Origin of the sequence: Polyangium sp. 6x1 (assembly GCF_029946515.1) — a bacterium.
Lineage (GTDB): Bacteria > Myxococcota_A > Polyangia > Polyangiales > Polyangiaceae > Polyangium.
The window spans coordinates 12,826-35,188 of the sequence record NZ_JARZHH010000079.1 but is presented as its reverse complement, the minus strand read 5'-3'; the positions used below and the strand labels follow the sequence as shown (position 1 = coordinate 35,188).

The 22,363-nt window shown below is 62.9% G+C and carries 18 protein-coding genes; 4 read left to right on the top strand and 14 right to left on the bottom strand.

Translation table 11 applies throughout. From position 1 onward, the window contains the following. Positions 1–308 precede the first annotated feature (308 nt). Both QHF85_RS42540 and QHF85_RS42535 read right to left on the bottom strand, forming a co-directional pair. Positions 309–758 (bottom strand): hypothetical protein, encoded by a 450-nt coding sequence (locus QHF85_RS42540; protein ID WP_281333193.1) that lies wholly within the window; start codon positions 756–758, stop codon positions 309–311. Between the two features lie 67 nt (positions 759–825). Further along, the gene (locus QHF85_RS42535; protein WP_281333192.1) at positions 826–1,782 is read right to left on the bottom strand and encodes a hypothetical protein; all 957 of its coding nucleotides are present in this window, start codon (positions 1,780–1,782) and stop codon (positions 826–828) included. Positions 1,783–2,272: 490 nt separating this feature from the next. Here QHF85_RS42535 and QHF85_RS42530 point away from each other — a divergent pair, with 490 nt between their 5' ends. Then, the gene (locus QHF85_RS42530; protein ID WP_281333191.1) at positions 2,273–2,887 is read left to right on the top strand and encodes a transposase; all 615 of its coding nucleotides are present in this window, start codon (positions 2,273–2,275) and stop codon (positions 2,885–2,887) included. A 116-nt stretch (positions 2,888–3,003) separates the two neighbouring features. Here QHF85_RS42530 and QHF85_RS42525 read toward each other — a convergent pair whose 3' ends face one another. The 5 genes from QHF85_RS42525 to QHF85_RS42505 all read right to left on the bottom strand — a co-directional run bounded on the left by QHF85_RS42525 (position 3,004) and on the right by QHF85_RS42505 (position 9,529). Next, complete coding sequence (locus QHF85_RS42525; protein WP_281333190.1) at positions 3,004–5,532, bottom strand: DEAD/DEAH box helicase family protein; 2,529 nt, start codon at positions 5,530–5,532, stop codon at positions 3,004–3,006. Positions 5,533–5,976: 444 nt separating this feature from the next. Then, entirely contained in the window at positions 5,977–7,122 is a 1,146-nt protein-coding gene (locus QHF85_RS42520; protein ID WP_281333189.1) for an Abi-alpha family protein, read from the bottom strand. A 68-nt stretch (positions 7,123–7,190) separates the two neighbouring features. Beyond that, entirely contained in the window at positions 7,191–7,943 is a 753-nt protein-coding gene (locus QHF85_RS42515) for a hypothetical protein (RefSeq protein WP_281333188.1), read from the bottom strand. Positions 7,944–8,205: 262 nt separating this feature from the next. Then, a complete protein-coding gene (locus tag QHF85_RS42510; protein ID WP_281333187.1) occupies positions 8,206–8,928 on the bottom strand; it encodes a hypothetical protein in 723 nt (240 codons plus the stop codon). 397 nt (positions 8,929–9,325) lie between these two features. Continuing rightward, positions 9,326–9,529 carry a hypothetical protein gene (locus tag QHF85_RS42505; RefSeq protein WP_281333186.1) on the bottom strand — a complete coding sequence of 68 codons (204 nt, stop codon included), beginning with the start codon at positions 9,527–9,529 and terminating at the stop codon, positions 9,326–9,328. A 603-nt stretch (positions 9,530–10,132) separates the two neighbouring features. Here QHF85_RS42505 and QHF85_RS42500 point away from each other — a divergent pair. Next, positions 10,133–12,244 (top strand): phospholipase D-like domain-containing protein, encoded by a 2,112-nt coding sequence (locus QHF85_RS42500; RefSeq protein WP_281333185.1) that lies wholly within the window; start codon positions 10,133–10,135, stop codon positions 12,242–12,244. Between the two features lie 171 nt (positions 12,245–12,415). Here QHF85_RS42500 and QHF85_RS42495 read toward each other — a convergent pair whose 3' ends face one another. The 5 genes from QHF85_RS42495 to QHF85_RS42475 form a co-directional block, all read right to left on the bottom strand. Continuing rightward, positions 12,416–13,099, bottom strand: a complete 684-nt coding sequence (locus QHF85_RS42495) for a hypothetical protein (RefSeq protein WP_281333184.1) — start codon at positions 13,097–13,099, stop codon at positions 12,416–12,418. 403 nt (positions 13,100–13,502) lie between these two features. Beyond that, on the bottom strand, positions 13,503–13,676 hold the full coding sequence (locus QHF85_RS42490; RefSeq protein ID WP_281333183.1) for a hypothetical protein: 174 nt from the start codon (positions 13,674–13,676) through the stop codon (positions 13,503–13,505). A 39-nt stretch (positions 13,677–13,715) separates the two neighbouring features. Next, the gene (locus QHF85_RS42485; protein ID WP_281333182.1) at positions 13,716–14,885 is read right to left on the bottom strand and encodes a hypothetical protein; all 1,170 of its coding nucleotides are present in this window, start codon (positions 14,883–14,885) and stop codon (positions 13,716–13,718) included. 2 nt (positions 14,886–14,887) lie between these two features. Further along, positions 14,888–16,108 (bottom strand): hypothetical protein, encoded by a 1,221-nt coding sequence (locus tag QHF85_RS42480; protein ID WP_281333181.1) that lies wholly within the window; start codon positions 16,106–16,108, stop codon positions 14,888–14,890. A 71-nt stretch (positions 16,109–16,179) separates the two neighbouring features. Further along, the gene (locus tag QHF85_RS42475) at positions 16,180–17,121 is read right to left on the bottom strand and encodes an RNA polymerase sigma factor (RefSeq protein WP_281333180.1); all 942 of its coding nucleotides are present in this window, start codon (positions 17,119–17,121) and stop codon (positions 16,180–16,182) included. 203 nt (positions 17,122–17,324) lie between these two features. Between QHF85_RS42475 and QHF85_RS42470 the strand changes: the two genes are divergently transcribed. Further along, positions 17,325–18,770, top strand: a complete 1,446-nt coding sequence (locus QHF85_RS42470) for a hypothetical protein (protein WP_281333179.1) — start codon at positions 17,325–17,327, stop codon at positions 18,768–18,770. A 158-nt stretch (positions 18,771–18,928) separates the two neighbouring features. Here QHF85_RS42470 and QHF85_RS42465 read toward each other — a convergent pair whose 3' ends face one another. Then, complete coding sequence (locus tag QHF85_RS42465) at positions 18,929–19,249, bottom strand: hypothetical protein (protein ID WP_281333178.1); 321 nt, start codon at positions 19,247–19,249, stop codon at positions 18,929–18,931. 166 nt (positions 19,250–19,415) lie between these two features. On the opposite strand from QHF85_RS42465, the gene QHF85_RS42460 reads away from it, so the two are divergent. Beyond that, positions 19,416–20,018 (top strand): hypothetical protein, encoded by a 603-nt coding sequence (locus QHF85_RS42460; RefSeq protein ID WP_281333177.1) that lies wholly within the window; start codon positions 19,416–19,418, stop codon positions 20,016–20,018. A 1,382-nt stretch (positions 20,019–21,400) separates the two neighbouring features. On the opposite strand, the gene QHF85_RS42455 is transcribed toward QHF85_RS42460, so the two are convergent. Next, complete coding sequence (locus tag QHF85_RS42455; RefSeq protein WP_281333176.1) at positions 21,401–22,360, bottom strand: SpoIID/LytB domain-containing protein; 960 nt, start codon at positions 22,358–22,360, stop codon at positions 21,401–21,403. Positions 22,361–22,363: the final 3 nt, after the last annotated feature.

The window sequence follows — 22,363 nt, the reverse complement described above, 5'->3', positions numbered from 1 at the left end:
TCGCAGGCGCTGCGAACACGACCCGCTCCGAATACGCCTGTACCGAACCCGTCTGCGTGCACATCGCGACGAGCTGGTACATGCACTCTCCTCCGTAAATCGCGAGGATCTGCTCCCAGCTCCGCAGCTCGGCGCCGAGCCACGGGCGCGGACAGCACTCGAACGTGCCATCGGGCAGCCAGCGTTGGATGAGGACGAAATCGAAGCGTCGGCAATCCGGTCCGGTCTCGGTTGCCGCTCGAGGGAAGAGCGGGTGTCCGGTGGGATCTGCGTCGTTCGTCGCGTTCGCGGCCATGGTTAGCGTTTCCTCAGTTCTTGCGTGATCGATCGTAGAAGTACATCGGGAACGGCTCCGTGCCCTCCGCCGGCGGCACGCGAACCATCTCGCCGTTCGACAAGTCCACCCACGCCCCTCGTGCTTTCGATGGGGTTTTCGGATCGCACACGGCGGGATCGTTCGGCAGCGGGGTCCGAACAAATCCGTCGGGGGGCATGGCCGGAGCAGACTGCGACTCCTGCGTGGGCTGTCCGTCCCACAACCCCGTCGTGACGGCAATTCCCATCGCTAGCACAAACAGAAGCTCGGCGTCAGGGTGGCGGATTTGGCGGAGCTCCGAGCTGGCATAGGCCATGGCCATCGGTACCAAATAGGGCTTGCCTATCGCCTCAGGCGTGCAAACGAGATCCTTGATGCACGTGAAGTACGCAGCCACAGGGTCAGGTTGGAGGTAAAGTCGCCCATAGAGCAGGATGACCATGGGATGGGGAACTCCAGCAGGTCCATTCATCATCGTCATACCTCCCGTTTGGGGGTTGGTCTCTCATTCAGTGCGGAACGAACTTCCTTAGCTTGTCGATGAACTCATCGGTGGAGGACGAGCTTTCGGTCGCCTCGCCAACGAGGCGCATGAATTCGGCAGGCGACATGACAGAGACCCCGGCACCCTCCGGCGAGGGATTCGAGACACCGCCCTGCTGCGGCGACGGGACCGGGGAAGTCGCCGCGGGCGAGGGCTGCGCGTTCGGGCGTCCGTAGAGCGGCGGCACATGCTGCGGCACTGGCTGCGCCACCGGCGCCGGAGTGGGCACGGGCTGCGGGCTCATGGGCTGCGCGACGGGCGTAGGCGCCGGCTGCTGCGATGCCGGAGCCGGGGGCGGATGGGGGAACGGGTACGGATACGGGTATCCAGGAGGCATCGGAGGCGACGCCTGCGGGGGGAAACCATTGCCTACCGGTGGAACCTGCGGCGAGGCTACCGGGGGCGGTGGCCATCCCGGCATTGGGGGCTGCATTGCCATCGCCTGCGCATACGCCCACGCCTCCCAGCCCGGGGGAATCGGATACGGATAGGGATAGGGCATCGGGGGGACGAAATGCGGGGACGCTGGGGCCGGCTCTAGCTGGGGTTCAGGCGGCGGCGCCTGGGGAGCGGGCTGCGGCTGCGGCGCAGGGGCTGCTGCCGCGGGCGGTGAAGCCATTTTCGCCATCAGAAAGCTCTGGATGAGCCCCATGATGTCAAAGCCGTCATCGCCTGCATCCCCGCGCTCCGGCGCTGGCCCACCCGCAACGCGGATCTCCTTGGCGATCTCGAGTCCACGCTCGAGACCGCGATCATACTCGGGTCCCTTATTCTTCGCGTTGAGCACCTCGCGAAACAGATCCATGCTGAAGTCGTTTTTCGGCCGATCGACCGCGAGCTGGAGGAGCGAGGACTGAAAGCTCGCCGCCGCCGCAGCACTCGCCGCCTGCGCCTGCGCTTGGCTTTCGATCATGCTTTTCATCAGGATCAGAAACTCAGGCGACTGCGCCGGTTGCGGCGGAGGAGGAGGCGGCGGCGGAGGTGGCGGAGGCGGCGGCGCGTAGTAATAAGGGGGAGGGTGTCCCGGTGGAACACCCGGAATGGGGCCATGCCCCGCTTGCTGCGCCGATTCCGTGGCGGGTCGCTTGCGCTCCTCGTGGTGGAACGGCTTCCGCGCCGGTCCCGCGAAGTACATCTTTTCGGAGTACGCCTGGAACCGATGCGTCTTCCCACAGAACGCGGTGAGCTGATAGGTGCACTCACCGCCGAACATGTCGACGACCTGCTCCCAGCTCCGCAGGTCGGATCCTCGAAATGCCTTGGGGCAGCACTCCTTGATCCCGTCGTACCAGCGGGTGACCTGGATGATGTCGAAACGGCGAGGGTCCGGACCGGTCTCGGTCTCCGGACGAGGGCAACCGGGGAACACTGACCCCGCGGCGCCTCGTGATGTTCTGCGGGTTGAGGGGCGCTTGCAGCTTGCTCCGCGCTTCACCATTCAAGCATGGGCGGAAGAGGAGAACGCGAAGGGACACTTCTGCGCGTGCGGCTGCGGCCAGCGGGTTCGTGTCCTGCCGATGCACCGCAAAAACGCGATTCCCAAGTACGTTCCGGAGCACTGCCCGAGCCGTTTCGGCGCAGAGATCCAAGCGCTGCACGCTCAGGGCCTCATGACGGCGACCGATCTGGCGAGGGAGTTGTGTCTACAACGGAAGGCCGTTCATCCCTTTGCGGATGAGATCATCGGCCACACGCCGCGCGTAGGCTCCCGCCAGATTCGCGTCTTCACGCCCAAGCAGGTCGCCAAGCTCCGTGCGGAGCTCGCGAGAAGAGCCCATCCGCGACACGACCTTACTGATGCGCAATGGGCGAAGGTGGCGCCCATCGTGTCGCCTCCGCCCAAGCAGAGATCGGGGCGGGTTCGAGCAGACAGGGCCATGGTCAATGCCATCCGATGGATCCAGCGAACGGGTGCCTCGTGGAAAGCGATGCCAGATCGGTATCCGCTAGGGTCGACGTGCCAGGTGCGCCTTGCCACATGGAATCGGGATGGCACATGGGCGAGGGTTTGTCAGGTGCTGGCCTGACCCCTCCGACCGGCTGGGGTGGCCGCCTCCGCAAGGACCCCTGGCTGGGCGGGGATCTCGCCGCTTGGCCCCCGATGATGGTTGGGACCGCCGCCCGGGGCGGCAGGTGGCGCGCTCTAGATCCGCGGCTTGCCGAACGAGACCGGCTTCTTCGAATAGAGGGTGAGGATATTGTCGATCGTCAGCTTGTGGGCGACGAGCGCCTCCTCAATCTTCTTTTCCGAGATGGCTGCGAAGTCGACGTTGGCGAACTCGCGGTAGAAGGAACGGACGGCCTTCCGCAGCGCGTTGAGTTGGGTCTGCGACAGGATCTCGACATCGTCGTGGAATGCGGCGCTCTTCGCGAGCTTCTGCGCGGGGTGGATGATGAGCCGTTTGACCGGAACGTCGCCGTAGTTCTTGGCGAACCACGCGGACGAGTTGTTCATCTGCTGGGACTCGTCCTTGTGGATCTCCGCACGCGTCACATCGATCTCGCTTTTCGCTTCCGCGAGTAGGTATTGTTTCTCGCGGAGCGCCCAGAGATTATCCGGCCCCTCGCCCCAGTCCTTGTCGGGCCGCTCCGCGACGAAGCCGAGCGCGCGTCCCAGCTCGTCCCACGCGGCCTCGAAGCGATCGGCGCTCACTCCGAATTGAAGGCGATCGAGAAGCTCGGCGACACGAACCTGGAGCTGCTCACCGTCGCCCTGCTTGACGACCCACGCCTTTATCAACTCGGGCCTCTTCTGATTCACGATGGTGATGCGCTTGAAGTCCATCCCCGTGCGCGGCTTCAGCAGGCGCCGATTCCTCTTATGCGCAGCGGCTTGCAGCTTGTCGGCCTCCGTCTGCGAACGCGCGTATTCGTAGCGGGCCTTCTCCTGCAAGTACCAGCCTTGCTCGGAGGGGTCAGCGGCCTGGTTCCCGAGCTTATCGACAATCGCGATCGCCCCGTCGATGTTACCGTCCTGGAACTTCAGCTCTGCGGCACGTTCGAGCTCGAACGTCGATAGCGCGACGAGGTTTGGAGTCGGTGTCGCCATCGCGTTCATCTCCTCCTTGTAGTATTCGCGCCATCCATCGTCGCGTCTGAGCGACTGATTTATGACGTTCACCAGCGCCGTCGTCGCCTTGCCGTCTTGAACCTCTGTTGTCTTCGCGAGACGAGCTACCTCCAGGCCGATCTCGATTTGCCGTTGCGTCTGCACGGACAGGAAGCGTCGCCCCTCGGCGGTGCGGACTAGCGCTACCAGGTCGGGACCGATGAGGAGGATGACCGAGCTGTCCTTCTCGCCACGGACGCTGCGCCCAAGACCTTGCTCGATCTTCCGCATGATCGCTGCGGTGATCATCTCGCTGCCCGCCACGCAGTCGGCCATGTAGCGATCGAGCAGCGTCTCGGCGACGGGCTTGGAGTCGACGATTAGAATGCGACACGCCTTGTCGGGGAGATCGACGCCGTCGTAGCGATTCACCAGAACGACCGTCTTCTCGGCTTCGCCCTTCCTGAGGCGCGCAACGACCTCCTCAATGTCGCTTGTCTCAACGACGTGGGCGCCGACCGCCCCCCAGTCCTTCGTCCGCGCGAACCCGGGGACGAGTGCCACGACACCGTACTTTCGATCGGGCCGCGGCTTGCCGAACCGGTTGACGATCTCGGACCGGTCGAGCGAGTCGTCAATCAGCGACGGGATTAGGATCATCTTCTCGCCGAGCCACTTTTGCTTCTCGTAAACGAGCGGCTTCTGCACGACGTCCGGAGCTAGGCCAAGGCCGCGAACGAGGAATGCGTCGTTCGCTGTCGTGGCCGACATGAAGATGCGTGACGCCTTCGTGTACGTGCCGAATTCTTCGAGCGGTGGCAGGTACGGCGTGATCTGGAGCTTCTTGCCCGAGACGAGGCAGACGCAGTCGCGGAGACGATCCTTCAGAAGCGGCCAGACGTACTTGACCGCTTCCGACCCTTTCGCAGACGCGAGGACCCTGACCACCTCGTCGTGCTTCTCCTGCCAGGCCCAGTAGGGGACCATGAGGACCCCGTTTGAGTCGCCCGCCTCGATGTCGGCGAACGTTCCGGCTCCTTGCTTGCGGAGCTCGTCCGCGAAAAGGTCGCGAATCGATCGATACGCGGCGGCGTCGTTGTCGAGGTTGATCGTGAACGCGTCGCGGATGGCGTCGACGCACGCGTGCGCATCATCCATCAGGAGCGTCCCGACCTTGATCGACTGCGTCCCGCGTCCGAACTTGGTAAGGCCGTTGAAGAGCTTCTGCACCGTCGTGACGAGGATCTTCTGACCTTCGAGGAATTCCGGAGGAAGGTCAGGCTCGGCGGTCACGATGCTGATGCCGAAGCGGCTCGCCTCATCACACGTCTGAGCAACGAGATACTTGTTCGGGCAAAGATAGAGCGCAGGTCCCTTACCGGCGTTGAGCTGCGACTGCCCGATCAGCAATCCGACGAGCGTCTTTCCGTCGCCCGTGTGGAGCTTTAGCACCAGGTCGCGGGCATTGCGCCGATTGTCGCGCCACTCCACGAGGACGCCCTCCTGAGCAGGGCGGAGCGGACCGGTGTTCGATGCGGGTTCGAGCTTCTCGTAGTAGAGCTTGATCGGATCCGTGACCTGCTCTTCGACGCGTTTCTTCGTGAGTTTCTTGAAGTCGATCAAGCGCGCGCATCCTTCCCCATGCGACCCGGACACGCGGGCGCGGCGGGGCCGTCAGCATGCGCATCAGGCGCGCGGTGCGCTAGCCCTGGCGGGAGGATTTGCGTTGGCGCCAGCCACGAAAGCTAACCGGCGGCGCGGCGGAGTCCGTGTCGACGTGAGGTGGAATGCTTTACGCTCGGCATCCAGCTCAGAGAGGTTCCACACGTGCGGATGGGAAGGTCGCGCGGACCAAACATGGGCCAGCGCCGGCGCGCCCGCCCTTCGACGACGCCCCCCAGCCCGCCGCTTTCCTGCCGTCATGCGGCCCGCCACGGCATCCCCACCGCCTCCCGCGCCGACGCGCCCTCCGCCGAACGGCCCGTGACCCCCGACGCGCGGCGTGAGCTCCACCCCGAGATCGCGAACGCGCCCCGACGTCCCGAGTGAATCGCACCATGCGTCACCTCACTTGCTTCGAGCACAGACACGTAAGAACTGCTCACCGAACGCGCTCAGCCGAATCGCTCGGCCGGTTATGTTCCTTACGCTCGCTTGGACTGCGCCGTGATCGGTCCAACGCTTAGGCTGATATAGTCCTTCGGCCCACGTTTCTTCGCTTAGGAGCTTCAAGCGAAGAAGGTTGTCAAGGTATGAGTCGCTTAGCTTTGGATGTCCAACTCTAGCATCAACACAAAAACGCTCATACTGCGCGGATATGTGCTCGCCATCGGGGCCATCCACGTGTGCCCCACAATCGTCAACCCGCTCAGAAAGCCTGAACTGGTGAGGTAGGGCTGCGATCTTGTTCAGGATGACGGCTTCGTCAGGGCTTAGTTGTTGAACGATTTGAGTAAACGCTGGATGAACCTCGTCCGCGGAGTGCCTTCTCATTGCCGATGCCAGAAGATTGGCGTACATCTCGCGCAGTTGCTCCTGGGTGGCACAGAAAGACAATTGCAAAAGAACGGGGCCCGCGATGTGAGCTGGAGGAGCTTGGACGTCTTCGGGTCTGGAGCCGGCTAACCTTTCTGACAGTGCTGCGTTGAGCCAATCGCGGATCTTCTCTACGCCCCAAACGAGGTCATGAAGCGGCGCCAGTTTATCGTGAATCAACCTATGGAGTCGTGCTTCGCTCATGAGCCGATCGCCGATTGATTGCAGAGACGAAGCGTCGAGCACATGTAGAAAATGAATCGTAATAGAGTCCTGGTCGCGCCAGCCGGGCGTGTCGCGCTCGATTCGCTCAACTTCGTCGCGGGCGAAGGCGTAGCGGAGTTCGCGCACCTCCGGACGATATAGGACATAGACCGGGCAATTGCCGTTGAGAAGGTAGTTGATGTTGTCTGTTGAGACGGACAACGACAAGGCGCCATTCTTGCCAGGAATTAGTCCGCGGCGCCCCTTCAACTGGAGCTGGGCGCGGCAATTGGTGCCTTTCTCGGAATCAACAAGCTCTAAGCTGGCATCGACGCCTAGATCGTCGACGCGCTCGTCGCGTAAGATGATACGATCGTGTGGCAAAATCGCAGCCAGAGCCGCGAGGCTTTCGCGTTGAAGTGCCGAATTTGCGTCCGAGGTAGGAAGGGGGCCGAGAACTGGGTGGCGAGCCATAAGCTTTTACTCGACTAAAACATGGTTTATGAGTCCCGCTACGCCGCCATTGGCCAGCAATACACTAGCTAAGGCGCGTGCTCATCTCCCCACCAGAGAACATAGCTGAGGGCTTCCCTTCGTTCGTCATCATAGACGATTCCTTTGCTTTCAACGTATGTGGACAGAGTGTCATGAGCGTCTCGAACCATCCTTTTTGCGATCGCTTCCAAGAATTCGATAGCTGCAAGAACATCATCGCGGTCAATCACCCTTGACTCCCAGAATGCTTGGTACTTGGTCCCCGTTTCGGCCAATCTGGGGTTTGCTGCCAAATAGTTCATCGTGTACATTCCGCCATGGCGTACTAACAAGTTACGATCACGAAGGAAGGTCGAGAACCTTTGGGTCTCGTCTTTAGAGAATGGAGCGATGTTCAGAATAGCGGCATACACGGCATTGATGCTATGCGCGGTGCCAAAGTCGTATTTCTCCGCCAGAAGGAAGCCGATCCTGTGGGCTATCGACGGTCCGCAGCTAGCAATGAAGCTCGCGTCGACTGTTACATCATGTCCGGAGTTCTTCAGGTGTTCAATGAGCCGGGGCTCGATGTTAATCAGAGACGCGAAGTGGTCCTTGCAGAACGATTCAAAATAAGAGAGCGCGCCGACAAAACAAATCTCCTGCAGTCGATCAATGCCCCTGCCGGGTCGAGCGCGCTCTGCCGAAATTGCACGGATATCGTCGAGCGTCATGCGAAAATACATACCGGTTGGAACACCGCCGCAAAAGTAGTCGAGTGCCGCCGGCTCACACTTGCCGCTGGAGGTATCACCGCTCATCTTTCGCCGTCTCCGAATCTGTTCGGGATCCGAAGCTACCCAAACAGGGAGTGTGTGGCAAGACGCATCCGTGAGGGTCGCCAGGGGGCTGAGGGGAGGCGGGCCGAGGCGGGGGCAGTGAGGTGGACGCGCTGGCCGCGCCAGCATGGCGAGGAGAGGAGCGTTCAGCTCAAGATCACGGCAGTCGGGGAAGCATGAGGCAGCTCCGCCCGATGCCAAGAGTCGAGCATGGGGCGGGTCCCCGAGAACCTCACGAGGCGACTCACACCGGAACCTGCACCTCAACGTGGGTAACGCCCTCACGGAGGATCTCCGCCATCGGGTCCGCCGTCCTGGTCTGCACCAGCGTCACGACGCCCTGTTCTTCGAGGCGGATGAGCGCCGGCAGGATCGTGCGCTCGTACGGAAGGTGCGGGAGCTTCTCGCGCAGCCGCGCGACAGAAACACGGCCGTCCTTGTCAGAACGCAGCTGTGACAGCGCCAGATGGGTAACGAAGTTCGCGTAGGCGGCTTCCCCCTCACGACGGGCGGCCAACGCTTCGCGAGCCACCTCGATCGCCGCTCGCTGATACACCGGGGACGCCAGCACCACTTCGAGGAGCACAAACTCCCCGTGGTCATGATCGGCAATGTTCCCGAACGAGACGCCCGTCACCTCCCGCGAACGCGGCGGAGGAACGGGTGGGAGCCGTTCGGACACACGCGGCGCGCCGAAGAAGGCATCCGCCACTGCATCCCAGAAAGACGTCCACGCCGCCTTCAACCGCAACCAGACCGGCAGCGCCGGCGGCCCTACAATCGTGTCGCGAACGGGGAGCTCGGTGAGCGTCGTCCGATCCTGGACGACGGCGCCAGTGGGCGTGCTCGCCACTGCTGCCATCCCGGCGCCGCCGTCCACGAGCGGCGATCCCTGCCACAGGTGCGTTGCCTCGTCCTCGTCATCCCCCATTGGAACGGGCGTCGGTCGGTCTTGCTGGGCGAGCATGACACGATCTCCTTCCGGATGAAGGCTCATCGCCCGAGGACGAGGCGTGCGCGCACCATTCCGCTTTCACAGGACCTGGCCATTGCCATGACGCAGTCAGGCGCGCGACGGCGCCTCGTCCTCGAGCGACAAGCCAAGGAAAACCTCCCCCTCCCGGGCCGATCACGGTGCCTTTTCTGGCCTTGGCGCGCGAGCAGTCAGCAGGTCGCAATCGACCCGGGAAGGGTGAGGCCGGGGGTCGTTTATGCCCAGACGCCCCCAGCGAGCCCGCCTGCACGGGAGCGCAGGCGGGCTCGCTGCGAGCGTCGGGTTGTACCGCCCGTCAGATGGATATTGGCCGCACGTCGATCACGGTGACAGCGAAGCCCGAGATTTTCCCGCGCGGCTCGATGCCGCCCTACGCCTGCTCGACGGTGAGAGCGAGGCCCGTGGCGCCGCGTTTGGCGGCGAGCTCGGTGGCGTGCCACGTCCGGATTGGGAGGTCGCACGGGCGGAGCATGTAGAAGATCGCGACCATGCCAGGGGCCTGGTACGCCACGAGGTCAACCCCCGGGAACACGGTCCACACGAAGCGCCGGTCGTCAGCGAGGCGAGACAACACGCCCGTGATGCTAGCGCGGCGAGTTTGTCCAGGGAAGGACTTACTCGATGATCCAGTGCGATCTGCGGCAACAGAAGGTGATCGCGCTGCTCTTGTTCGGCGACGCCGATCCCTTCCGGCGCCCAGCGCCCAGACGGTTTTCTCGCTGGCCGCGCTCAACGAATGGATCGCCGAGCGCGTGCGGGAACTCAACGAGCGGCGGATGCGCGTTATCGGGGAGGCGCCTCAAAGGACCTCCCGGATGGGGGGATCTGCTGGGGTCGGGCTCCACCCTTATTCGCATACCATGCAACCGCAGCCGGGTGGTCCCGAAGCGCTCGTGCAGCTCCGCGCGGTGAAGGCGCAAGAAGGCGAACTGTCGACGGCGCTTGCCGAGTCGGTCCACCATCTCCTGCTCTGCTCCTTCAAGTTATTCAACACAAGCACGGAAGACCCGAGGGAAGTGTGCAAGCAGCTTACGCTTTGTGCGAGTCTGAACGCGGCGTGAGCGAGGATCAATGTTTGCTTTGCATTGTGGTGAGGTGCCACGGCGACGGAGCCACACGGACACGCCGGTGCATGATTGAGAAAACACGTAGAGCATGTAAATGAAAGGGGGACCGAATGAAATCTCTGGTCGCGCTTGCAATGGCTGCTATCAGCGCTTGCTTTTCAGTGCGGACCGCCATGGCCTGGGACCGCATCACCGGTGGCAGCGTAACCAGCATTTCGGTCACGCCGGACGGCTTTATCTACGGCGTCGGCCTGGACAAAGCCGTGTGGCGCACGCGTCCCAACGAGACCTGGCAACGCATTACCGATGGCAGCGTAACCAGTATTTCGGTCACGCCGGACGGCTTTATCTACGGCGTCGGCCTGGACAAAGCCGTGTGGCGCACGCGTCCCAACGAGACCTGGCAACGCATTACCGATGGCAGCGTAACCAGTATTTCGGTCTTGCCGAACGGCAAAATCTATGGCGTTGGCCTGGACAAAGCCGTGTGGCGTACGTGTCCAAATGGGACCTGGCAACGCATCACCGACGGCAGCGTAAGCAGCATTTTAGTCCTGTCCGATGACGCGATTCTCGGCGTCGGCCTGGACAAAGCCGTGTGGCGCACGCGTTCTTATGGGACCTGGCAACGCATCACCGACGGCAGCGTAACCGCGATCTCAGTCGTGCCCAATGGCGATATCTATGGCGTCGGCACCGACAGCGCCGTTTGGATAATTCGAAACACCTTGTGCGATGCCAGTTGCAAGCTCACCAAGATAATACAAGACCTTGATGAGGACGCTCGGGGCAGGATCTGGAGCCTGGATGCTAATGATTCCGTCCAAATTCTAGCAGGACCCGAGAAGGACGCAAGTATATCTGCCCCCGCGCAGGAGATGGTCAGTGCCGTCAAGCTGGACCTGGAGGGAGGGGACAAGCTCATTGATATTAGCACGCTGGCCGATATTACGGGCGATTGGCCCAATGTGCTGGCTACCACGCTCAAGGCCGTTGAGGCCAGAGCTGCCGCCAACAACACCGCGCCCGTGGTTCGAATCTACATCGGCCTGAGTGGCTACTTCAGTGGCACCTACGACCGGTGGCTCGATACCGCAAGTCGCTGGTCTGGCCTCTTGCCGGACTTTGGCATCGCCGAGTTTAACTGGAACAGCCACCTCAGAGGAGTGCTAAGCAAGCTGACCGTACAGCTCGTCGGCAATAGCCAAATGCAGATTTATATCGGCGGTGGGCGCAGCCAGAAAGACACCAATTGGAACCACTCCAAAATTGTTGCGGTCGATGGCACCCGAGCCATCGTCGGAGGCCACAACCTGTGGAGTGAGTACTTCGGCACGCAGCCGGTGTTCGATACCTCCCTCAGCGTCGTGGGTAATTCGAGCAAAGCCGCACACCGCTTTGCTGACCAACTGTGGCGCATCCATCAGCGCGACTTCCCATCTGGCTCCAACGGAACCCATATTCTGCGGTGGGAGGGCAACATCGTCACTGAAAACGTGACTGGTATTCCGACCTCGACCGAAATCCTGCGCCAGGGTGGCGGCACGATGGGTAATATCCAAATCTTGAGTGTGGGTCAGCTTGGCAAAAGTGAGTACCCTAGCCAGGTAAAGAAGGCGGTGATAAGGATGATCGATGTGGCGGAGAAGAACATTTACATCTCCCAGCAATCGATTGTACACCCCTTCGTTAGTAACCCGCTGCTCCGCTTATGGTACCAGACCATTGATGCGCCCCTGGTGACCGGATTGGTGCAGAAGGCGATTGCTGGGGTAGATGTCAAGCTCGTGCTCTCCAACGAGAATGCGCCACACAACACCAAAGCTAACATGCCTACCCGGGATATTCTAAAACTCATTTGGCGCACCGCCGTGCTTCATGGCGTTGGTAATACCCGCGATAACCGGACGAAGTTCTGTCACAATTTCTATATTGGCAACCTGCGGGTTGGTTGCTATGACACCTACCCTGGAGGTACTCAGTCGTTTGCCAATCACTCAAAGGCCATTCTGATTGATAAGCAGGTGTTCATGGTCGGTTCGCACAACCTGTACGAGCAGGACCCGGCACAGCTGAGCGAGTTCGCCTACGTGGTCGCCGATAGCAGCAAGGCGGAGCAGTACTACTACCAGTACTGGGAGCCGGTGCTAGCCGACTTCGCGCGGACTGTCTATAATGATACCCAGTGCTTGAGCATCCTCAGCGAACGCGATGAACTGTGAGTGCCCCGACCAAGTAGGTCCTTTGCCGGCGACCGCATCTTTTTACGTACAGCGCCGGGTGCAAGGAGGGGGGCTTGGAAGAGGGCGTACCCCATCACGGCCAATACGGCGCTTGGCTACCCCGAGCCGCGATACGACGCAAGGCGGGCCTCTTAGGCCAAACCTCGGTCATCACACGGGAACCCGCAGCTCGACGTGGGTAACGCCCTCGCGGAGGATCTCCGCCATCGGGTCCGCCGTCCTGGTCTGCACCAGCGTCACGACGCCCTGTTCTTCGAGACGGACGAGCGCCGGGAGGATCGTGCGCTCGTACGGAAGATGCGGGAGCTTCTCGCGCAGTCGCGCGACAGAAACCCGGCCGTCCTTATCCGGACGCAGCCGTGAGAGCGCCAGATGGGTGACGAAGTTCGCGTAGGCGGCTTCCCCCTCACGCCGGGCGGCCAACGCTTCGCGAGCCACCTCGATCGCCGCTCTCTGATACAGCGGGGATGCCAGCACCACTTCGAGGAGCAGAAACTCGCCGTGGTCGTGGTCGGCGATGTTCCCGAAGGAGACGCCCGTCACCTCCCGCGAACGCGGCGGAGGAACGGGTGGGAGCCGTTCGGACACACGCGGCGGCGCGCCGAAGAAGGCATCCGCCACTGCATCCCAGAAAGACGTCCACGCGGCCTTCAACCGCAACCAGAGCGGCAGCGCCGGAGGTCCGACAATCGTGTCGCGAGCGGGGAGCTCGGTGAGCGTCGTCCGATCCTGGACGACGGCGCCAGTAGGCGGCGATCCCTGCCACACGAGTGTTGCCTCGTCCTCGTCATCCCTCGCTGGAACGGGCGTCGGTCGGTCTTGCTGGGCGAGCATGACGCGATCTCCTTCCAGATGAAGGCTCATCGCCCGAGGACGAGGCGTGCGCGCACCATTCCGCTTTCACACGGACCTGGCCATTGCCATGACGCAGTCAGGCGCGCGGCGGCGCCTCGTCCCCGAGCGACGAGCAAAGAAAAAACCTCCCCCTCCCGGGCCGGCCGATCACCGTGCCCTTTTCTGACCTGGCGCGCGAGCAGTGCAGCGTCGAGAAACCGGCCCGGGAAGGGTGAGGCTGGGGGTCGTTATGCCCAGACGCCCCCAGCGAACACGCATGCACACAAGGGCGCATGCGGGCTCGCTGCGAGCGTCGAGGTGTACCGCCCCTCAGATGGATATTGGCCGCACGCTGATCGCGGTGACAGCGAAGCCCCAAATTTTCGTGCCGGGCTCCGACGCCCTACGCCTCCCCGACGGTGAGGGCGAGGCCGGCGAGACGCCAAGTCGGGACCGGGAGGTCGCACGGACGGAGCATGTAGAAGATCGCGACCATGCCAGGGGCCTGGAGCGCCACGAGGTCAACGCCCGGGAACACGGTCCACACGAAGCGGTGGTCAGCGAGGCGAGGTTCCACGCCCTGATGGTAGCGCGGCGAGTTTGTCCGGGGAAGGACCTACTCGACGATCCAGTGCGATCTGCGGCAACAGAAGGTGATCGCGCTGATCTTGTTCGGCGACGCCAAGCCCTTCGGCGCGCCGCCAGAACTCGAGCACGTGCCGGGGACATACGTCACGCCCGTGACCGCCTTGGCTCCGATGGCGCGCCCAACGGGGAAGACGTCGATGCACTTGTCGTCGGTAGACCCGAGGCTCGCCTGCTCGAACTGAGACGCGCACGCGGCATCATCGTAGAGACGAAGCGACCCCGCGCACGCGCTCCCCGCCGGCGCCCCGCATTCGCACGCCTCGCAACCGCGATCATCGATCGGCTCCTCGGGGTACATCTCGTGCCGCTCGAAGTTGTAGTTGTCCGGGCACGGCTCCATCACGCCCTTGCCGTGCACGCAGTAGAGAAACTCGGGGCCGGGATCGGCCACGCAGTACTCCTTGATCGCGCTCTGGCCGCACGTGTCGTCGTTCGTGTTCGCCATGCACGCGAGCGCGCCGAGCTTCCACTCCGTCTTCGTGGTGAACGCAGGCGCGGCGCTCGTCGCCGCGCAGGACTCGCTCGTCGGACCAGGAAGCGCCGAGACCAGCACGGACTGCGCGCAGAGCTCGCCCCCGCAAGACGCACCGGCCGGGAGCGCGCCCGCGCTCGTGCACGCCCCGCTCCATCCCGCGGGCCCGCTGAACGGCAGCGTCACGGCTGCGCTTTCTGCGCACGTCCCGGCACGGATCTCGATCGTCTGCGGCGGCCCACCTTCGCACGTCCCTTCCGAGGGCTCGCACGCGCACGCCTCGCACTCGGCCGGCGGCGCGACGAGCTGGTCGAAGAGGCGGAACTTCTCGTTCGGCACGCCTTCAGGGCAGAACTTCGGGAGAGCGTCCGCTTTGTCGAACCGGACCGAAACCGGAACCTCGCTCCAGTAGCCAGCGCCGCCGCTCGGCACGGGCACGCAAGCCTGCGTGCAGGTGCTCCCGGCCTGCGGTGTGGGGCCGGGGTTGAACATGTCCGCGTCGCCCGCGTTCGCGTCGGCGCCCGCATCCGCGAGCATCGCTTTGCATAGTTCACTTGGAAAGAGGTTCTCGGGGTCGCATTCTGCGACAAAGACCGTGTCGGCGCCGGAGCATGCGACCACGGTGACGAGGAGGCTCGTCGCTACGAAACCAATTGACGTTCGCATGATTAAAAAGTCCATCCCGCCCCAACCTGTACCCCCGCCATGACAGGCGGTTGAGAGGCCAAAATCGTCTCACCGGCCGCGATCTTGACCCCGCTCGAGAGACCAAGAACATCGGCCGATGCCTGAATAGCGAGGGACTCGGTAACCCGCAGCTTGGCGCCCAGGCGCCCACCCGCACCGGGCTTCACCCCCACGACGCTTGCCGGCTTGTAGCTCTCCCCCGAGGTTTCTACCCTGATCACGCCGAGGTGCCCGAGCACGCAGCCGAAGAACCATCGATAGTGCCCGCAGGCGCTCAACACCCCTCCTGCCGTCATCGCGTCGATCGGTTGGCCTCCGACACCCGACGTCAGCCACGCCGCCCGCCCCTCCAAGCCAAGCGACACGTGCTCATGTACCTGCATGCTGCCGCCGAGCACCGCCCCCACCGCTGGCTGCCACGACGCGACGCCGAACACCACGACCGGCCCCGCGCTGATCGAGCCGCGGACGCCGCTCTTCTTCTCGTCGCCGAGAACACCACCGCGGATGGGCTCCCGCTTCGGCTCGTCGTCGGGGGGCTCCTCGACGTTCGTTGCTGGATCGAGCTGGCGCCGCCGGAGCAGCCGCTCCGGTGGATCAATGGGCGCGAACGAGGGAAGCGGACGCAGAGCCAGCGTGTAACGCAGTGTCCCGCCTTTGATCGCCTTGAAATCGATGACCGCGTCCTCGAATCCCTTGAGCGCCGCCCGCAGCTCGTGCTCGCCGGGTGGGACGAAAAGAATGAAGCCCGTGTGTCCTTCGCGATTCTTGGGCACGCCGTCCAGCGTGACATGCGAATGCGGCTCGGATACGGTCACCTCGACGCGGCAAACCTGCGAGATCGCGACGTCGTACGCCGTGAGCCAGGCATGCCGTTCCTCGGGCGAGACCTCCGGCCCGCGTCCGCGTTCGATCGCGTCGAGCAGGAGATCCGCTGCCTGCAGCGGGTTGCGCAGCTCGACGAGCAGCGCCCCGAGCCGCCCGCCGACGATGGGGTCTTCCTTGATCTTGAAGGCTTCGGCGTACGCCATCGCGGCCTCGGGCAGCTTCCCTGCCGCCCGCTCGCGATCCGCCTTTGCAACCAGGGCTGTGAATCGTGCGGCCTGGACGGCTTCGTCCACCGAAGGCTGCGGCGCTTCCTCGGCGAGCGCAGGCGCCACGAGTACAAGAATTGCGGCAATGACGAGCCCAGACCGCAGCATGCGGTCAGGATACCCGATCCGGGACAAACCGGTCAAGATGGGCGAGACAAACCCCCGCGAAGGAAGATGACCTACCGGTTGCCCTTCGGGAGGAACGAGAGGCCCGAAAGATCTACCACGACTGCGGGGCGCGTGACGCTCCGTGGACCTTGAGCACGCGCACGAGTCGGCGCTTTCACCGGCTTGACCGTGGAGTCGGACATAGGTTCCACGGGAGCCCCCCGTGGCTCGTTCGGCCCCTGGGGAGCCTCCTGCACGGTGGCGACGATCGGCGTGCGATACCGGAGCCCGGCGCGCGCGAGGGGACGCTCGGGCCCTGGCGCGAACAGGAGCAGACCGATGATCACGCCCAGCGCGTTCCCCGTTGGGTGGACGAAGCCGAAGAGCTTGCGGAGCCGTTCGAGGCGGGAGGCGTGCCCCTCCCCGACGAGCCACAGGAACGGCATGAAGCTGCGCAGATCGTCGCGCGAAAGCCCGCTCTTCTTCAGGAGGTACGTGCGGGCGCGTTCGAGCCGCTTCTTGGCCAAGGCTTCGGAGATCCCGAGCTTCTCGGCGACCTCCTGGTGCGACCGTCCCTCGATGCCGACGAGCAGGAGCACCTCGAAGAACTCGGGAGGCATCTGCTCCATGGCCTTCGCGATCTTCCGCTGCATGTCACGCCAGTGCGCGATGCGCTCGGGGGAGGCGAGCGGTGAGGGCGTGCACTCGGTCTCGCCGTCCTCCGGCGAGAAGCGCGCGTCGTAGCGTCGCTTGGCGCGGTCACGTTCGCGGACGACGTTCGCGGCGATCCCGAGCGTCCAGGCGCGGACGTCTCCGGCCTCTGGGTCGTAGTTCTCCTGGCTCTCGACGGCCGCGGCGAGAACGTCCTGCGACCTGTCCTCGATGCCGTCGTTGCCGTTGGCGCGCTTACGGCTCTCACCCGCAAGGAAGCGCTGGACGTCGGCGCGCAGTTCGACCAGCAGGGTGAGGAACCCGGAGCGGGCCCCCGGCTTGTCCTTTGGCTTGTGCCCCATGACGACGTATTGACCGCACGGCAGGAAAGGTGACTCAAAAATTTCCCGCACCCGTCGGCGGCCCGCACATGTGTAGCCAAGTGCACCAAACAAGCCCTAGCGACTGTTGACTCTCGTGGCTCCTGGCGTGGCCACTTGACGCCAACGTCTTTTTGTGCGCCCATTCCGATGTAACGAGCGCCTCACTTCTATCCTGCAAACATATGAGCGACGAGCTGATCATCCCTAACCGCTTCGAGTCCATTTTGGCGGATCCAAAGCTGAACCCGCCGACGCCTCTTATTCTGCCGGTAGAGCATGACCTCGCCCTGTTTGATCGACTGCACCGACGCGCGAGACTTCAGGGAGGTGGAGTGCTTGCATTCCTTCGCGGGCAGACGGGCACAGGCAAGACGACGGCTGTCTACTCGGCCGCCGCACATATGTCGGATCGATTTGCTAGCGTCAAGCTAGTGCCAGAAGAAGTGGCACTCAAGGATATCAATAACTGGCTGAGAGCCAACTTACCCCCAACAGATGGGCGGACACACATAGTCCTACTCGACGGGCGAGAGATAACGGATGACACCGTTGGTCTTTCGCAGTTTCTTTCTGGCCTCAATCAGTTTCTGCGCCGGAGGAAAGACGTTGTTGGCTGTTGGCCTACCAACGACACCGAATGGCTCGCATCCCTGCGTGACCTTGCACAAAAGATCGGCGGAGAAAATTTCACGCCTTCAGATGCCGTGATGGAAATTCATGGACCTGACAAATCCATGTGGGAAGCAGCCCTCGAACGATTGCTGATTCAGCTCGATCTGGAGCTTGACGACCTTGCACTCGATGAATCGGCAGTGAGGCAAATCGTTGAGTCCGAGTCAACCATAGGTAATTTCCTGGGCAAGATCGGGGCGATGATCACCGATCGAGTGAATGACGTACAGGCTGCAAAGCACCTCCCCTTGGTCATGTTTGTGGTCAGCTCGGGCTCTGACGTCGCAAGCGAAGCAAATCGAATTCGACGCGCAAAGTCGTTACTGCTAAAGGCGCCCGAGTTGTTGGCGTACTCCCCGCAATCACGTGCCGGAAAGTGGTGGGCTGCTCGCTCTGGAAATCCTGAGCACCATCTTGGTTACATAATATCGCTCTTCAGGTCACGGTTAGCGACTATGACACCGAGCCCGGTCTCATACGCATGTCTTCACTACGGGCCCACACAGCTCAAGCAAGCTGTAGTGGCTGCCGGCGTTAAGGAGCATATCTCCAACGCCCGTGTAACGCTTCAGGCAACCGATTTTTACCGCTACCTGACCAGCACAACCCTGAATGAGCTCACCTCCGGAAAGAAGGGAAAGACGAGCGACGCAACGGAGGAAGCGTACAAGGGTGTCCAGGCCCTTTCTGCACGTCGTCACAAGGATATCAATGTGGCGATCTGCAAGCTCATTTCGTCGACATTATCGACGTTTAGTGTACCGGACGACAAGTTCGAGGTTGACGGTGGAGACGGCAATCTGTTCACCGATGCCGTAGCCACAAACTCGGGCGAGGAAATCTACCTCGAGTTCCATCACCTAAGTCCCGAGAACTGCGTCGCGTCAAAGATGGCTTCATACATCATGGAAAAGCTTCAGATGTACGCCATACACTACAATTTGGTTCCCCGATAATACCGGAGAGGCGAGCAACGTCGCGACTCGTGCGGGGTCAGCAGTCGAACCGCCCGCTCGCGTCGTCATGAGCGATGAGGCGTATACGCGCGACCGTACCTGGCGTTCGGTGGTGGGTTGGTGGCGTGGGGCACGTATTTGGTGCGGGCGGGCCGACTTTACTCTTCGACCCAAACCTTCAGGGTGAAACTGTAGCCGGAAAACGCGTCCGCCCAACCGTGCACCTTGACTTGGTTGCTGTCGATGGACTCCACGTAGACATCTGCATGTCCCCGGGTATTACGCGTGAACTCGTGGCGGGTGACCTTCCTGCCGCCGAGCGGGTAGCTGTAATTGTCTCTACCTCCAAAAAGGCCACGGTTGACGTTTTCAGAGACATCGACAGCCAGGACTTCAGCTGCCTGCGCCGCGGTGCTGGCCATGGTTGCCACGGCGAGCATGGCGACGCTCAAACTTTGAAAGAACAGCCTCTTCTTCATGGATCCCCCTTCCGGGCATCGTTCCGCGAGCCCGTCAAGGACGGAACGTGGCCAAGCTGGCGGTCTGCAGCAAGTGCTATCTGACGTCAAAATCGCTGGCCTGGCTTGTGATTGTCTGCACAGCCACCACGTTTCCCAGCAGGCTGCGCACTGGAGGGGGATGAACATGAAGATTCTCGGCGTTCTGGCGACAATCGCAGTGGCTACGTACCCAAGCCTGGGAGCCGCCGAGCAGTTGCCCGTTTTTATACACAATTTCTATGCGGACGGTGACCCCGGGCAATGTAACGGCGCCGCTTACGGCAAATCCATGACCTCGATGGGCCAGTGGACTCCTACAATCCGTTTTGATACCGATGGTCGGTCAGGTGGTTGCTACCAGCAGTTCTCTGTTTACGATCCTGCTGGTGTCCTGGAAGGGCTCACGCTGCAAGTCGAGTTCTATCCGGATGGGAGAGAACAGTGTGACAACCCTGGGCTCAAGACCATTCCTATCCACGGCGACGTCATCGCCGCCATGGAGCGCATGAGCGATGCCTATCGGGTCGATACTGATAACCGCGCTGGAGGTTGTCAACAACGTTTCATCTTGGAGGGGCGGGATGATATTGCACTGGATGTCAGCTTCTACGCCGACGGCAATGCCGGACAATGTGGCAACCAAGGGACCCACACGGTTACAGCCGGTCGCCCTGTGACTCTTCGATTGGATATGGATAACCGTTCCGGCGGTTGCAGGCAAAGCTTCCGACTGCGGAAGATACCGTAGGCTTCCCCGGTTATCGCCCTGCTCGTTTCACATCGACGCGAGTCCGCCCCGGTCGCATGGGCGGGGGGCAAGGGTGAGCGCTGCGAAGATGCCGAGGAGGGCTAGAGGAACGGAGCGCGTTTGCTTGGGCTGCTCCTGCTTCCAGAGCCACGGGCCGAGATGGCGCGCGGCGAGCTCGGGCACGACGCGCACGAGCCGCGTGGGCCGGCGCGTCGATGTCTGCGCTCGCGTACGAGTACACGTGGAGAGCGCCCTCCGTCGTGACGACGGGCGCATCGAGCGGGCCCGCGCGGTCGAGTGGCCACCCCGTCGCCATGCGGAGGACCCGCGCAGTCGAGCAGAACGCTCTGCCCTGCGGCAACCGCTCCGTATACCCCTGCATCGTGTGCGTGGCGACAAGCAGAACCCTCCCCGCACGAGCCTGGCTCGCGACGTCTCGAAGCCAGCCGATCTGCCACTCCTCCGGCGGCCACGACGCATGCGTTCCGTCCGCGAGCAGATACGCGCTCGCGCTATGTGGAGCGCCCTGACGCGCTGGCACCCAGCCGAGTAGCCGATCAACGCCACGCGCGAGACCTCCTGCACCCCGGCCTGCCGATGCGCGAACTCCAGGAGCTCGCCCATCATGGGCCCCTTTGCGAGCCCATCAGCGATCACGCACGGCTGCGGTCCGAACGCTGCACGCAGCTTCGGATCGAGGTCGGCGCCCACGAGGAACGCCAGGACCAACGGCCGCGGATGTCCTTCCCCTGCTTGAACAAGTCGAAGCGCCACACCTACCTCCGCGTCATTCCCCTTCACTCACTGCGCGGCGGCGGCGGGGCCCCAGGCGGGACGAGACCGGGCGGGACGAGGCCGGGAACACTATGAACGCCCTCCAGAAGCCGCTGGCCCGCGAGTTCCTGCTCGGCGCTCATCGGCAGACCAGGTATGCGAGGGAGCGTGAGAGCAGATGCCGGCGGACCTGGTGACGTGGGTGCTGCTGGCGGGATCGCCGCCGTCGCGGCGGGGGCCGTCGTCTTGGGGGCCGCTTTCGTGCGCGCCGTTGGCTGCGGCGACGGCTGGGGCGATGGCTCCTCTAAAGGCACGCCCGTGTCCCGGGGCTCCGCGGACTCCACCCGAGCTTCCTGAGCGATCAGCCGCTCGCGCGCGCTCCGGAGATGCGCGTCGACCCCCGTGTACCCGGCGGCCATTGGAACGGCGCGCGGGGGCGTCAGCCGGTAAGTGAAAAACCCCGAACACAATGCGCCAACCATCGAAAATAGCAAAACACTCGTTCGTTTCATCGAGGAGTCTCATATACCAGATCGTCGCCCCACGGGTTTGTCAGATGGAGCCCGACACGGCGGGTTCGTCCCGAACAAATCCAAACGGTCGAGCAATTACCGAGCCAGTTCAAGGCCCGCCATGAGCCCCAAAATCGCCACTGCGGCCGCGCCGAGCCCCCCCGGATGCCGAAGGCGACGAAATTCGATGTCGTCACCGTAGAAGAAGCGCAGAATCGACCAGCAATTCCAGCCATGCATCGCAAGCCACTGCGCCCCGTTCTGGCTCATGCAGCCACGGTTGCCGGGATGCGCCTTGAGCGAGAGCGCCGTTTGTTTGACTTCGTTCCCTCTCCGTCCAAGGTTGTACGTCACCCACCGTTCCGTGTTCGTCGGATCGTCGCTGGGGGCTCCATCCCTGGTCCATAACGCGCCTGCCACGTAATTGGCCAGGATCAGTCGACCGTTGTGGTACATCACAACGCCACGCGTACGCGCCACCGCGTCTGCACATTCAGGGGTGGCCACCCGACCGAACAACTGAAAGCGTTGACTATTCGGTATCGGCGTGCTCCTACCGAGCGTCGGGTGATCGCGCATTGCACGCAGAACGAACGTTCGCGCTGCGATGGCGAGCGCGCACTTGGCCTCCGGCGCAGCGTGAAGATGCTCGCCCGCGATGACACGCGGCAAGTAATCTTCCTCGAAGGGTAGCTCTCCCTCGACCGTGAGCACCGTGAGCGCTGACTCTGTCGGCTCACCTGAATCCTGCGCAGCCTGCCAAACCGGTTCACGCATGACGCGCGCGTCCTCGAGCTTGCGAGCCCACAGCGAATCCGGCAGGTGATCGTGATCGTGGCGCCACCCTCGCCAGCGGAGCGCCTCCGAGATCGCCGTGACGTCACCCCATTTGAGCGCCTTTGCCGTCACTGGTTCGCGGTAGAGCCCGCGAAGCAATGCCGGGATGGCTACGGCTGCCGCGCCGCGAAGGACCGCCCCCACGGCTTGCAGCTCCGGGGGGCTGATCCGCTCCGCACCTACGGCATTGCTCCACGCTTGAAGTAGCGCGACGCGCATCGC